This window comes from Neobacillus drentensis (assembly GCF_036965245.1).
In the GTDB taxonomy this organism is placed as follows: Bacteria; Bacillota; Bacilli; order Bacillales; family Cytobacillaceae; genus Neobacillus; species Neobacillus drentensis_G.
In genome coordinates this window covers 1-12,358 of record NZ_JBALPG010000118.1, presented here as the reverse complement: position 1 = coordinate 12,358, position 12,358 = coordinate 1, and the positions used below count along the sequence as shown (strand labels likewise).

Genomic DNA, 12,358 nt, shown 5'->3' with positions numbered 1-12,358 from the left:
TTTGTAATAAGGTTCGATCAAAATCCTGTATTTATTATGCAGGATTTTGTTGTTTTTATTGCATTTTAGGGGCAAGTTAGTGATAGAAGATGGAAATAAAAACAAATGATGGTATTTCAGTCATGCTCTAAAAAAGCGTGGATTCAGGACAAAACCAATAAAATATGTGAATAAATTCGTTGACTCTCCCCTTAGAGGAGGATTTACATTATGTTTTGTAATGTTTTTTAAAGGAGTAGAACAATATGCAAAAACAAAACATGACGTTAGCTATAGTATTAATGAATCTATTCATTGCCTTTTTAGGAATTGGCCTTGTTATTCCAGTTACTCCTACAATCATGAATGAGTTAAATCTATCTGGATCAGTTGTAGGCTATATGGTTGCTGCTTTTGCTGTCACACAGTTAATTGTGTCACCAATTGCGGGCCGTTGGGCAGATCGATTTGGGCGAAAAAGAATGATCATTAATGGTCTAATAATTTTTAGTATTTCAGAGTTTTTATTCGGAATTGGAAAAACAGTTGAGGTTCTTTTTATTTCTCGTATGCTTGGCGGTGTCAGTGCAGCATTCGTGATGCCAGCTGTAACAGCATTTATTGCAGATATTACAACAGTTGATACACGGCCAAAAGCGCTTGGATATATGTCGGCAGCTATTTCAACAGGTTTTATTATTGGGCCTGGTGTTGGAGGTTTTTTAGCAGAGATTGGTTCTCGTTTACCGTTCTTCTTTGCAGCAGGCTTAGGCTTATTCGCAGCCATCTTATCTATAATCGCACTTCGTGAGCCAGAACGAAATACTGAAAATAAAGAAGTAACAGGGCAAAAAACAGGGATTAAACGTATTTTTGTACCGATGTATTTTATATCCTTTATGATTATTTTAATCTCACAGTTTGGCTTAGCAGCCTTTGAATCGTTATTCGCTCTATTTGTCGATCATAAATTTGGCTTTACATCGAAGGACATTGCCATCATGATATCAGGCGGAGGCATTATAGGGGCGATTGCTCAAGTTGCCTTTTTTAATAACTTTACTAAATGGTGGGGTGAAATTCGTTTAATTCGTTACAGCCTAATTCTCTCGACCATACTAGTATTTTTAATAACAATCGTGAACTCATACTTTACGATTTTACTTGTTACAATAACAGTATTTCTTGGATTTGATTTAATACGACCAGCTATAACAACGTATTTATCTAGAATTGCCGGCAATGAACAAGGATTTGTTGGCGGTATGAACTCGATGTTTACAAGTATCGGTAATGTAATTGGACCAATTATTGGCGGGATGTTATTCGATATCGATTTAAACTATCCGTTTTATTTTGCAACAGTCTTGTTAGCAGTCGGTATCGGGTTAACCCTTGCATGGAAAGAGCCAGCATATCGCACAGCTTAAGAAATCTAAAAGCGTATTCTTTTTTTATCGAAAAGAATACGCTTCTTTATTATACTTAGAGTAAGGAAGTGATGGAAATGAAGGAAAAGCTTTACACAATAGGTGAAGTCTCAAAACTAGTGAATATCTCTATTAAGGCTCTTCGTTATTACGATAAAATCGACTTATTTAAACCTGCTTATGTCGATCCGGATACTAACTATCGTTATTATAAAGACTCACAAATTTATCTTCTGGATATAATCAAATCACTAAAATATATTGGTACACCATTAGAAGAAATGAAAAAAGTACAGGGATTAAAGAGAGATGATTTTTTCGCCTTTTTAACGGAACAAGAAAAAAATGTAAGGAAAAAAATAGATTTTTTATTAGAAATTGAGCAAATTATTGCGAATGCTAAAAAGGGGTTGCAAAGGCAGAAGGAATATCCTGCACTTGGTGAAGTGTTTCTTTCATATGAAGAAGAAATACAAATTATACAGACAAAGGCAGAAGGGATTGATCCGAAAAATATTTTAAATGCTTCTTACAGTAAATTGAAGAAATTTGCTGCGTCGACAGAAGGATTTAGAAACAATGGTTATGGTGCCATTTTCTCATATCAGCCTTATACACATATTGATGAAGTTACTTATCGATATTTATTTACACCTGTTTTAACAAATAAACAGATTTCATTACTTAGGCAGGATACGGAAGTTACAAAAATTCCACAAGGTAAATACGTATGTATTACGTTTAACAGCGTATTACCAGAAGATTACTTTTTTAACTTACAAAAACTACTTAATTATGTTGCAGACCATCAATTAACGGTTATCAGTGATATATATGAGTCTTTAATACACATTAATTATTCTCCGAATCAACAAGAAGAATATCTGGTTGAAATGAGAATACGAGTGGAAGAATCTAGGAACAAAGGAAAGTTGAAGGTAACAAATACATGAAGGTATACTGAGTTAACAAGGATTTTAGGTATTATTAATAGAAAAAGGGAGAAAAGAAATTAAAAATATAAAATCGGGGATAAGTAAATGACTCAAAATGGTATTGTTTTAGTGGTTAGTGTATCGATAATTAAAGACGACGAAGTTTTAATTATTAAAGAAAATAAACCTTCTGCAATTAATAAATGGAATTTTCCTTCTGGACGTATTGAACATAAAGAAGACATCCTCGATGCCGCCTGTAGAGAAGTAAAGGAAGAAACAGGGTTTGATGTGAAACTTACTGGCACAACTGGTATCTATAACTTTATTAGCAGTTCAAATAATCAAGTGATTTTATTTCATTTTACTGGTGAAATTACCGGAGGTTCATTGAAGATTGAAGAGGACGAAATTATAGACAGTAAATGGATTAAAGTATCTGAACTTAAAAAGTTTGATAATAATGAACTTCGTGAGGCAAATGTAATAAGGCAAATAGTAAATAAATTATTAAACCAAAAAGTTCATTCAATAACTGTTTTTAATGAACAATTGTGTAATTAAGGTAGGTCTCTTTTTTTCATAATCAAATATGATGTGATCAATCATCAATGAGTGGCTTCTGTTCCAGCTCAAATTACTCTAGCCATGTTCATTGGGACAATTGAAATTACATATGAATTTAAAGATCAGATGTATCAGGTAAAGAAAATTGAATTTAAATCAGAATAGAAAAAAGAGGTGATTTATATCTTGGACATCATATTTTGGATTATTATTATTGCGTGTTTTATCTTTAGTTTTGTTGGACTCGTTTATCCGATTATTCCTTCTGTTTTGCTAATTTGGGTTGGAGTGGTGTTATATCATTTTGGGGTAAATTCAAATGAGCTTACTTGGATAACGTGGACCATGTTAGGGTTATTGACGGTTTTTATTTTTTTAGCGGATTATTTAGTGAATCTTCACTTTGTCGATAAAGCAGGGGGATCTCAATGGGGGATGAGAGCTGCAACGATTGGATTAATTGTTGGAAGCTTTGTCATACCGCCTTTTGGCGTCATTATAGTGCCTTTTGCATTAGTATTAATTGCTGAAATGATACAAAAGAAAACATTCCAAGAATCCATTCAAGTGGCGTTTGCTACCTTAATTGCCTTTTTTAGCGGAACGTTTGCAAAAGCGATCATTCAACTTATTATGATCGGTGTCTTTGTATTTGGTGTGATTTTTTAAAATGCAGGTTTTTGTTTTATGAAAAGGCCTGCTTTCTTCATTTGGAGAATATTCTACAATAAATTCAATCAAATCCAAAGAATTTCCAATTAATATCCAATAAATGTCGTGTATATTGAAAAATAGGTTGTAAGTGTTTAGATTTAAGTCATAAACGCAAAAAATATGTAATAAGTAATTGAAAATATGTAGTGACATAGTACATTAAGAGGAAAGGCAGAAATTCTTTCAATAGATGGATATACATTTAATTGGTATGTATTATTTGCAAAGGGGTCAATGCAACTTGCTGACGATATAGGGAATATTGAAGAAATCAAAGGTGTAAATATTTGTGGATTTTGGTTTGAGTATTGAAATGGATTTGTTGTAGAAATGGAGGATTTTAGATGACACCAAAGCATATTGTTTCAGCAGCAGCGATTGTGCTAAACAAACAAAATGAGATTTTATTAATAAGAGGGCCACGAAGAGGATGGGAAATGCCTGGGGGGCAGGTGGAAGAAGGAGAATCATTGAAGGATGCTGCCATTCGGGAAACAAAAGAAGAGTCAGGAATCGATATTAAAATTACAAAATTTTGTGGGGTATTTCAAAATGTAAGTGATTGCATATGTAATACATTGTTTTTGGGAACGCCTGTCGGAGGAGAACCAACAACAAGCTCAGAAAGTCTAGAGGTAGGATTCTATCCAATTAATGAAGCATTAGAAATGGTCACTTGGAAAAATTTCAGGCAAAGAATTGAGTATTGCTTAACAGAAAAACTTCATCCTTTTTATATTGAATTTTAAAAATCTGGAGGTGTTTTATGCAGTTATTATTTTGGCCTTGTATGATTGCCTCACTTATTCTCTCCATAATTGCCCTAAGTACAAGAAAAGCTAAACTCCTTGTTATATCTTCAATCCTTATATTACCAATGTCAATATATTTGGCGGCTACACCATTTTTCCTGGTATGGGGGCTAATATTTCCACTCTTTTATCTTGGTGCGGCAAAGTTCATAACAAAGAAAATGATTTGGGCTGCCATTTTGTTGGTTATACCCAATCTTTTATTAGTTGGATGGCTGGGTTATGTTGTTTTAAATCAGTAGGTTGATAGTTTGTTGCTCGCAAATTGACCATTTTGTCTCCAAAAAATACTTTACCCAAATGTCCAGAAAATGGTAGTGTATTGGTAATCTGCTTTCGAAGGAGGGAAAACAAGTGATAAAGATTACGGGATCACAAACAGAAGCAAAGGTATTTTCAAATTATCCGCAGGAAACAGCGCTCGAGCAAATTCTAGAGCTGTGCAATCAGGCTTTTTTAAAGGATACTAAGATTAGTATTATGTCAGATTATCATGCCGGAAAAGGCTGTGTGATTGGCACAACCATTCAGTTAAAGGATAAAGTTGTCCCGAACCTGGTTGGCGTCGATGTCGGCTGTGGCGTGTTAACCGTCAAGCTTCAGGACAAAAAGGTTGATTTTAATAAGCTGGATAATGTAATTCGTACCTACGTCCCGAGTGGACAGGAGATTCATTCAGATGAGACAGTCGGGTTTATTAACACGAGTTTTCCAGCCATTCGAGAATTTAAAGCGGAGCATATATTAAGTGAAAATAAAAGCCTTCATAGCTTGGGAACACTTGGCGGCGGAAATCATTTTATCGAAGTTTCTGCCAATACCGTTGGCTACCACTATTTAACGATTCATACCGGCAGCCGCTATGTGGGGGCTAGGATTGCCACCTACTATCAAAAGGTGGCCATTTCAAAGTTTCGGCAACATGATTTAACAAATATGATTGAAAAATTAAAGGCTGAACGTCGTCAAAAGGAAATCCAATCAGTGATCCAAAGCTACAAAGAAAAGAACCCAGTCCTTCCAAATGATTTAGCATATTTGGAAGGTGAGGACTTCGAAAACTATATCCACGACATGAAATCAGCCCAAAGCATTGCAAAAGCGAATCGCGAAGAAATTGCCAGGGCAATTACCGATAATATGGGATTTGAAGAAATAGATCGTTTCGATACTGTGCACAATTACATTGATACTGACAACCTGATTTTACGTAAGGGGGCGGTTTCGGCGCAAAAAGGTGAACGCCTCATTATTCCAATCAACAAGAGAGACGGGTCAATTTTAGCAGTTGGAAAAGGTAATGAAGAGTGGAATTATTCGGCACCGCATGGAGCAGGTCGAGTCTTGAGCCGGACAAAGGCGATGAAAACCTTAAACATGGATGATTTCCACAATACAATGGAAGGCATCTGGACGACATCTATATCCGAAGAAACACTTGATGAAGCTCCAATGGCCTACAAATCAATGCAGGAAATTTTAGAAAAAGTTGAAGAAACAGTTAAGATTTCGAGCTTTATCAAACCAGTCTATAACTTTAAAGCGAGTGAAAAATATAATCCTGGTAGATATAAAAAATCAGAGAGTTAGAAAGGGAGACTTTAAAATTGGTCTCTCTTTTTCGAATTTCCTAGGTTTATAGAAACTACACGAATAAAAGCTTTATAATTAATGATGTTACGGCAAAAAGGTTATTAAGATAGGTCACACAGTGCCCGTTGAAGAGGAAAAAGGCCCGGAACGGTCACTCTGCGAGCGTCACAGTGCCTGTAGAAGAGGAAAAATCCTGTAACGGTCACTCTGCCGGAATTACAGTGACCATAGAAGAGAAAAATAGTCCCAAGCGGTCACTCAGGATTAGCCGAAATGATAAAATATTATATAACCTTCTACAAAAAAAGGTTTTAACAGAGAGAGTATGGAAAATAACCATATAGGAATGAACAGGTGGGGGATACCATGCAGAATAAGATTTTATTAGTTGAAGACGATTTGGCCATCAGTGATATGGTTAAGGGTCAATTTATCAAAGAAGGCTTTGAGGTAGTGTCAGCATTTGACGGAGAAGAAGCACTTGAGTTGTTTGCAAACGACATGTTTGATTTGATTCTTCTTGACTTGATGCTGCCGAAGCTTGATGGAATGGAATTTTTAAAAATAATCCGTGAGAAAAGCATGATACCTGTGCTGATTATGTCGGCAAAGGATGGAGACTTAGACAAAGCATTAGGTTTGGGATTTGGTGCGGATGATTATATCGCCAAGCCGTTTTCAATGATTGAGTTGACGGCAAGGGTGAAAGCAGCAATTAGAAGAGCGACTCATTATTCACAAACGGAGCAAAAGCAGGAGAAAAAGGTACTAACTGTAGGGGAAATTACCCTTGATTTAGACAATTTTTTAGCACAAAAAAGTGGAAAAGAGATCAAGCTGACAGCTAAGGAGTTTCATATTCTAAAACTGTTTATCTCACATCCCAGCCGTGTTTACACAAAGGCGCAAATTTATAGCTTAATATGGGAAGACGAGTATTATGGTGATGAAAATGTTATAAATGTTCATATGAGAAGGCTTCGTGAGAAAATCGAGGATGACCCGTCCAAACCGCAGTACATCAAAACATTATGGGGTATCGGCTATAAGCTTGGGGAGTTTTAACAATGGTCATTTTTTTATCCATAATCATAATCGGATTAGCATGTCTAAATTTTTTACAATATAAATCGAGAATTAATCATAAAGAAAATTTTACTTACATACATAAAAAGCTGAAGCAAATAATCGACGGAAAAACGGATGAAAAGCTTTTATTGCATACAGATGATGAAGATCTTAAACAAATATTAATCGAAATCAACCGTCTTTTAGAACATAATCAAAAAATGATGGCCAGCTACAATAAAACAGAGATGTCGATGCGAAAAATGCTCTCTAATATATCGCATGATATAAAAACCCCGCTGACTGTAGTACTCGGCTATATTGAAATTATGTTGAATGATCAGAATAGAAATCATGAGGAAACCGATGAGCTTCTGAAAAAAGTGCACGGTAAAACGGTCGAAGTTTTAGATTTAATTAAGAAGTTCTTTGATTTAGCTAAGCTAGAGTCTGGTGATAAAAATCTGCCCCTAACTAGGGTGAATATGAATGATGTATGCCAGAAGAATATTTTAAGTTTTTATGAGGTTTTGACCACAAAAGGTTTTGATGTCGCGATTGAGCTGCCGGAAACCATTCTTTATGCTCTTGGGAATGAGGAAGAACTCGACAGGGTTTTAAATAATTTGCTTTCCAATGCGATTCAATATGGAGGGGAAGGGAAAGCACTGGGTCTTATACTTAGAAGTGATGAACAGTCTGTTTATGTTGACGTATGGGATAAAGGTAAGGGAATCAGTGAGCTCCACAAGGATTTAGTTTTTGAAAGAATGTACACACTGGAGGATTCACGAAATAAATCCTATCAAGGAAGCGGGCTTGGTCTAACCATTACCAAACGACTTGTGGAAAAAATGGACGGACAAATTTTTCTAAAAAGCAAACCATATGAAAAAACAACTTTTACTGTAAAATTAAAACGAATTACATATTAAGAAAAGCTAAGGGTGCCTCGTTACTGAGTTACCCTTGTTTAAATTATTTTATTAACTTTTATAACAGTCTAGCTCCAACGCCCAACGAATAGTTTACTAACCCTCTCCTCCTTAAGATAAGTCACATCGATAATGACTCTGCTCTTCTTGTTATCTAGCTGCGAGCTTAGGGGTTGGGGGCATAATCCCCTGGGCAAAGCGCTACCGCTTTTTTGCTTTCTTAAGATTTTTGTAAGATTTGATTAATAAAAAAGAAAACACTAATGAGTAGAATAAAAATAGTTAAAGACGAAGGGGAGATGAAAAATGAGCTACATTATTAAAACAACTCAACTGACGAAAGTATTTAAGGGCAAGGAAGTTGTTTCGGATGTCAATATGAAGGTTAAAAAAGGAGAAATATACGGATTTCTTGGGCCGAACGGTGCTGGTAAAACAACAATCATGAAGATGCTGACAAATCTAGTAAAGCCAACGAGTGGTGAAATTGAAATGTTTGGTGAAAAACTAACGAACACCTCCTATGAAGTGTTAAAGCGGATGGGCAGCATTATCGAATATCCTGTTTTCTATGACCGACTGACGGCGCGGGAAAATCTTGATCTGCATTGCGAGTATATGGGTTATTACGACAAAAAGGCGATTGTTGCAGCCCTTGATTTGGTTAAATTAAAAAATATCGAGGATAAATCAGTTAAAGACTTCTCACTTGGAATGAAGCAGCGCCTCGGAATCGCTCGTGCAATTATCACAAAGCCAGAGCTGTTAATTCTAGATGAACCGATTAACGGTCTTGATCCAGTAGGTATTAAAGAACTACGCGACCTATTTCAAATGCTTTGTCGTGAATATGGCATAACGATGCTGATTTCATCCCATATCCTTGGAGAAATTGAGCAAATCGCCGATACGATTGGGGTTATCAGTGAAGGGAAATTAATTAAAGAGGTTTCGATGGACGAAATCCACGAACAAAATACCGAATATATTGAACTAGTGGTTAACGATGTGAAAAAGGCCTTTTATGTCCTTGATGAAATTCTTCATCTAACAAACTTTAAAGTAGTCGACGAATTACGTTTTAGAATCTACGATACAGGAACATCACAATCAGAAATATCTAAAACGTTAATTTTAAACGGAGTTATAATCGAGGAAATCAATAAAAAGAACCATTCCCTTGAGGATTATTTCTTAACGTTAATCAATGGGGGAGGAATCAATGCGTAAATTAATCACTCTGGAAATTAAGAAATTTAAATTGTTTTCCTATTTAAACGGAGTACTGATTACCAATTTCGTGATCATGGGCTTCTTATGTCTGCTGTATTTCGGTGAAAAAAATGATGGCAACATAGCCTTCGTAAGCTATGAAACTGCCTTTACAGATTTCGGAAGCTTAATCCGGGCAGCATTTACTATTTTTGCTTCGGTGCTCATTGCAAGGCTATTCATAGAAGAGTATAAAAGTAACTCCATCACATTGATGTTCATGTACCCAATTAAACGGAAGAAAATTATGATTGCGAAGTTGCTAATCGTTGCATGTTTTACATTTATAACGATTTTCTTATCGAATATTTTAATAGGTAGTGCCTTTTATTTAGCCGACTCCTATTTCCACTTTGTTCCTAAGACGTTAACGTTTGAAGTATTGAGGGACGGATTAATCAGTATGACCCTTGGAGCTATTGCGTCGGCAGGTATGGCGTTAATTCCACTGTTTTTTGGAATGTGGAAAAAGTCAGTACCAGCAACCATTATATCAGCGATCATTTTGGTGTCACTTACAAGCTCAACTAGCAATGATGTAACAGTTTTCTCGTTTATAGCTATTCCCATTTCACTCGCTGTAATTGGTTGCTTAATCGCTTACTTTTCCATAAGGAATATTGAAAAAATGGATATCAATTAAAAGTAATGGTCTAAATCTAACTAGAATCCTATATTTTATATGGAAGGCTGTACACATTCCATATGAAATAGGTGAGACCAATATGTTTGCTGTCCATTTTTTTGAAAATAAGAATCTATTATTAAGTCAGCTGCTTAAACGTGTACCATCTGTAGGGGAAGATTTAAAAATTAAAGGTCGTAAAGCAAAAGTTTCTAGTGTTAACAGTGTTGATGAAAAAATTTTTCATGTGCAAGTGATCTTAGAGAGCATTAATAAAAGTAAACTTGTTGTGGTGGATAATTCAAAAAAGAAAAAAAGGTAAGCAAAATGCGAAAAGCAGTGTGATTTCATGACCGAATTCCACTGCTTTTTATATTTGTAGATTAATATCCTTTTGAATAATCAACAAGATTGGTGGTTGGTGTTTTTCCAGCAATATAGTTTTTTAGGTTAGGGATCAAGATGTTTTCGATTACCCGCATATTATAATGCTCAGTAGAACCAGAAGTGTGCGGTGTAATAATGACGTTTTCCATTTCCCATAACGGACTATCCGTACTTAATGGCTCTGTTTCAAATACATCCAGACCGGCGCCGGCAATGGTTCCTTCCTGTAATGCCCTGACTAACTCCTCCTCAACAACGATTTCCCCTCGCCCAATATTAATAAAAAAGGCAGATGTTTTCATTTGTTCAAACTGTTCTGTACCACATAAATGGTGGGTTTCTTTTGTATGTGGCAACGTTACAACTACATAATCACACTTTGGCAGCAGAAGCTCTAACTGATCAGGCGTGTACATTTCATCTACATTGTCAACCGGCCTACCAGAGTTTCTTACACCAAGAACGTTCATCCCAAATGCTTTGGCAATTTTCGCTGTTTCTTTACCAATCTTACCAACGCCAATAATCCCAATCGTTTTTTCATGTATTTCAAGACCCATGTGTGCATGATGCCATGTCTTCGCTTGTTGGTTTTTAACATATGTATGGATTTTTCGTGTTAAGCCAAGCATTAAGGCGAAAATGGTTTCGGATATGGGATAGGCATGCACGCCATTTGCACTTGTTAAGGTAATATTTTTCGATTGTAATGATTCTAGCGGTAAAGAATCGACACCCGCACTCCATGTTTGCAGCCATTTAAGGTTTGATTCAGGAGTGAGACAATATTCTTCTAGACCCTTTTTCCAACCAGCAATAATTTCAGCATCCTCTGCATGCTCCTGCCAGATAGCCTTATCTTTGCTTACAATCAATTCCCAATCAGGAATAACGTTCTTTATTTGTTCGATATGCCCCAGTTCCAATTTATGTGTAATGACCATTTTTCTTTTTTTCACATGATTCCTCCGTTCAAATGATATATATAGAAAATATCCACTTTCTGAATTCATTATATTTTGTTTCATTGTGAATACTCAATAAATACATTTTTCGAATCTTTGTATGTCCTATGTACAATAATTGGTCACTTTTTTTAAAATGATGTACAAACCGCAAACATAGGAGGAAGCAGAGTAATCAATAATTACATATTTTCGATAAAAATCAATTGGCATAATTCTTGCAATAAATATAAGAAGTTAAGAATTCACGAGGAGGGAAAATCTATGAAATTACAAGATTGTCGAGCAATTGTCACAGGCGGTGCATCAGGGCTTGGGGAGGCAACAGTTCGTAATATTGTTCAAAATGGGGGCAAATCTGTCATTTTTGACCAATCAGAAGAAAATGGTGTGCGACTTCAAAATGAATTAGGTGAAGCTGTTTTATTCTTAAAAGCCGATGTAACGAAGGAAGAGGATATTCAAGAAGCAGTAAATAAAGCCGCTGAATATATGGGTGGAGTGAATACGGTTGTGAACTGTGCAGGGATTGGAATAGCAGAAAAGGTACTTGGACGAAATGGCGCACATAATCTAGCACTTTTTGCAAAAGTGATCAATGTGAATTTAATTGGTTCTTTCAATGTGATTCGTTTGGCAGCTGAGAAAATGACCGGTAATGAAGTGAATGACCAATACGAAAGAGGTGTTATTATTAATACCGCTTCGGTTGCAGCTTACGATGGACAAATCGGCCAGGCTGCCTATAGTGCCTCAAAAGGCGGAATTGTTGGAATGACCTTACCAATTGCTAGAGAGCTTGCACGCTACGGAATCCGTGTGATGACCATTGCCCCAGGACTATTCCATACCCCAATGTTTGATACTCTGCCACAGGAAGCTCGGGAATCACTTGGAAAAATGGTGCCGTTCCCACCAAGGCTAGGGTTTCCAAATGAATATGCCCAACTTGTCCAAAGCATTATCGAAAATCCAATGCTCAATGGAGAAACCATCCGGCTCGATGGGGCGATTCGCATGCAGCCGAAATAAAACAAAAGTAAGGGGAAGCATTGGTTTCCCCTTACTTTTGTTTT

General features: G+C 36.1%; 14 protein-coding genes. 13 read left to right on the top strand and 1 reads right to left on the bottom strand.

Features of this window, described 5'->3' with window-relative positions; genetic code table 11:
* Positions 1–245 precede the first annotated feature (245 nt).
* The 12 genes from norA (at position 246) to V7150_RS20660 (ending at position 10,252) form a co-directional block, all read left to right on the top strand.
* Entirely contained in the window at positions 246–1,409 is a 1,164-nt protein-coding gene (norA, locus tag V7150_RS20715) for a multidrug efflux MFS transporter NorA (protein ID WP_335522062.1), read from the top strand.
* 77 nt (positions 1,410–1,486) lie between these two features.
* Entirely contained in the window at positions 1,487–2,362 is an 876-nt protein-coding gene (locus tag V7150_RS20710; RefSeq protein ID WP_335522059.1) for a MerR family transcriptional regulator, read from the top strand.
* Positions 2,363–2,449: 87 nt separating this feature from the next.
* Positions 2,450–2,908: an NUDIX hydrolase gene (locus tag V7150_RS20705; RefSeq protein WP_335522057.1), complete on the top strand. Its 459-nt coding sequence runs from the start codon at positions 2,450–2,452 to the stop codon at positions 2,906–2,908.
* 189 nt (positions 2,909–3,097) lie between these two features.
* Entirely contained in the window at positions 3,098–3,580 is a 483-nt protein-coding gene (locus V7150_RS20700) for a DUF456 domain-containing protein (RefSeq protein WP_335522055.1), read from the top strand.
* A 389-nt stretch (positions 3,581–3,969) separates the two neighbouring features.
* Positions 3,970–4,374: an NUDIX hydrolase gene (locus tag V7150_RS20695; RefSeq protein WP_335522054.1), complete on the top strand. Its 405-nt coding sequence runs from the start codon at positions 3,970–3,972 to the stop codon at positions 4,372–4,374.
* 17 nt (positions 4,375–4,391) lie between these two features.
* On the top strand, positions 4,392–4,679 hold the full coding sequence (locus V7150_RS20690; protein ID WP_335522052.1) for a hypothetical protein: 288 nt from the start codon (positions 4,392–4,394) through the stop codon (positions 4,677–4,679).
* 112 nt (positions 4,680–4,791) lie between these two features.
* Positions 4,792–6,027 carry an RtcB family protein gene (locus V7150_RS20685; protein ID WP_335522050.1) on the top strand — a complete coding sequence of 412 codons (1,236 nt, stop codon included), beginning with the start codon at positions 4,792–4,794 and terminating at the stop codon, positions 6,025–6,027.
* A gap of 369 nt (positions 6,028–6,396) precedes the next feature.
* Positions 6,397–7,095 (top strand): response regulator transcription factor, encoded by a 699-nt coding sequence (locus tag V7150_RS20680; RefSeq protein WP_335522048.1) that lies wholly within the window; start codon positions 6,397–6,399, stop codon positions 7,093–7,095.
* A gap of 2 nt (positions 7,096–7,097) precedes the next feature.
* Complete coding sequence (locus V7150_RS20675; protein ID WP_335522046.1) at positions 7,098–8,033, top strand: sensor histidine kinase; 936 nt, start codon at positions 7,098–7,100, stop codon at positions 8,031–8,033.
* 306 nt (positions 8,034–8,339) lie between these two features.
* Positions 8,340–9,263, top strand: coding sequence for an ABC transporter ATP-binding protein (locus V7150_RS20670; RefSeq protein ID WP_335522044.1), 924 nt, complete (start codon positions 8,340–8,342; stop codon positions 9,261–9,263).
* Positions 9,256–9,948, top strand: a complete 693-nt coding sequence (locus tag V7150_RS20665) for an ABC transporter permease (protein ID WP_335522043.1) — start codon at positions 9,256–9,258, stop codon at positions 9,946–9,948. Before V7150_RS20670 ends, V7150_RS20665 begins: the two co-directional genes overlap by 8 nt.
* Before the next feature lie 82 nt (positions 9,949–10,030).
* The gene (locus V7150_RS20660) at positions 10,031–10,252 is read left to right on the top strand and encodes a hypothetical protein (protein ID WP_335522041.1); all 222 of its coding nucleotides are present in this window, start codon (positions 10,031–10,033) and stop codon (positions 10,250–10,252) included.
* Positions 10,253–10,313: 61 nt separating this feature from the next.
* Here the strand turns inward: V7150_RS20660 and V7150_RS20655 are convergent, their stop codons facing one another.
* The gene (locus V7150_RS20655) at positions 10,314–11,276 is read right to left on the bottom strand and encodes a D-2-hydroxyacid dehydrogenase (protein WP_335522039.1); all 963 of its coding nucleotides are present in this window, start codon (positions 11,274–11,276) and stop codon (positions 10,314–10,316) included.
* 270 nt (positions 11,277–11,546) lie between these two features.
* Between V7150_RS20655 and V7150_RS20650 the strand changes: the two genes are divergently transcribed.
* On the top strand, positions 11,547–12,314 hold the full coding sequence (locus tag V7150_RS20650; protein ID WP_335522038.1) for a 3-hydroxyacyl-CoA dehydrogenase: 768 nt from the start codon (positions 11,547–11,549) through the stop codon (positions 12,312–12,314).
* The last annotated feature ends 44 nt before the right edge of the window (positions 12,315–12,358 follow it).

Excerpts from the sequence above, each read along its gene's own strand:
- V7150_RS20660 (WP_335522041.1), top strand. The coding sequence starts at position 10,031 with ATGTTTGCTGTCCATTTTTTTGAAAATAAGAATCTATTATTAAGTCAG.
- norA (WP_335522062.1), top strand. The coding sequence starts at position 246 with ATGCAAAAACAAAACATGACGTTAGCTATAGTATTAATGAATCTATTC.
- V7150_RS20705 (WP_335522057.1), top strand. The coding sequence starts at position 2,450 with ATGACTCAAAATGGTATTGTTTTAGTGGTTAGTGTATCGATAATTAAA.
- V7150_RS20695 (WP_335522054.1), top strand. The coding sequence starts at position 3,970 with ATGACACCAAAGCATATTGTTTCAGCAGCAGCGATTGTGCTAAACAAA.
- V7150_RS20675 (WP_335522046.1), top strand. The coding sequence starts at position 7,098 with ATGGTCATTTTTTTATCCATAATCATAATCGGATTAGCATGTCTAAAT.
- V7150_RS20650 (WP_335522038.1), top strand. The coding sequence starts at position 11,547 with ATGAAATTACAAGATTGTCGAGCAATTGTCACAGGCGGTGCATCAGGG.
- V7150_RS20690 (WP_335522052.1), top strand. The coding sequence starts at position 4,392 with ATGCAGTTATTATTTTGGCCTTGTATGATTGCCTCACTTATTCTCTCC.
- V7150_RS20670 (WP_335522044.1), top strand. The coding sequence starts at position 8,340 with ATGAGCTACATTATTAAAACAACTCAACTGACGAAAGTATTTAAGGGC.
- V7150_RS20665 (WP_335522043.1), top strand. The coding sequence starts at position 9,256 with ATGCGTAAATTAATCACTCTGGAAATTAAGAAATTTAAATTGTTTTCC.
- V7150_RS20680 (WP_335522048.1), top strand. The coding sequence starts at position 6,397 with ATGCAGAATAAGATTTTATTAGTTGAAGACGATTTGGCCATCAGTGAT.
- V7150_RS20710 (WP_335522059.1), top strand. The coding sequence starts at position 1,487 with ATGAAGGAAAAGCTTTACACAATAGGTGAAGTCTCAAAACTAGTGAAT.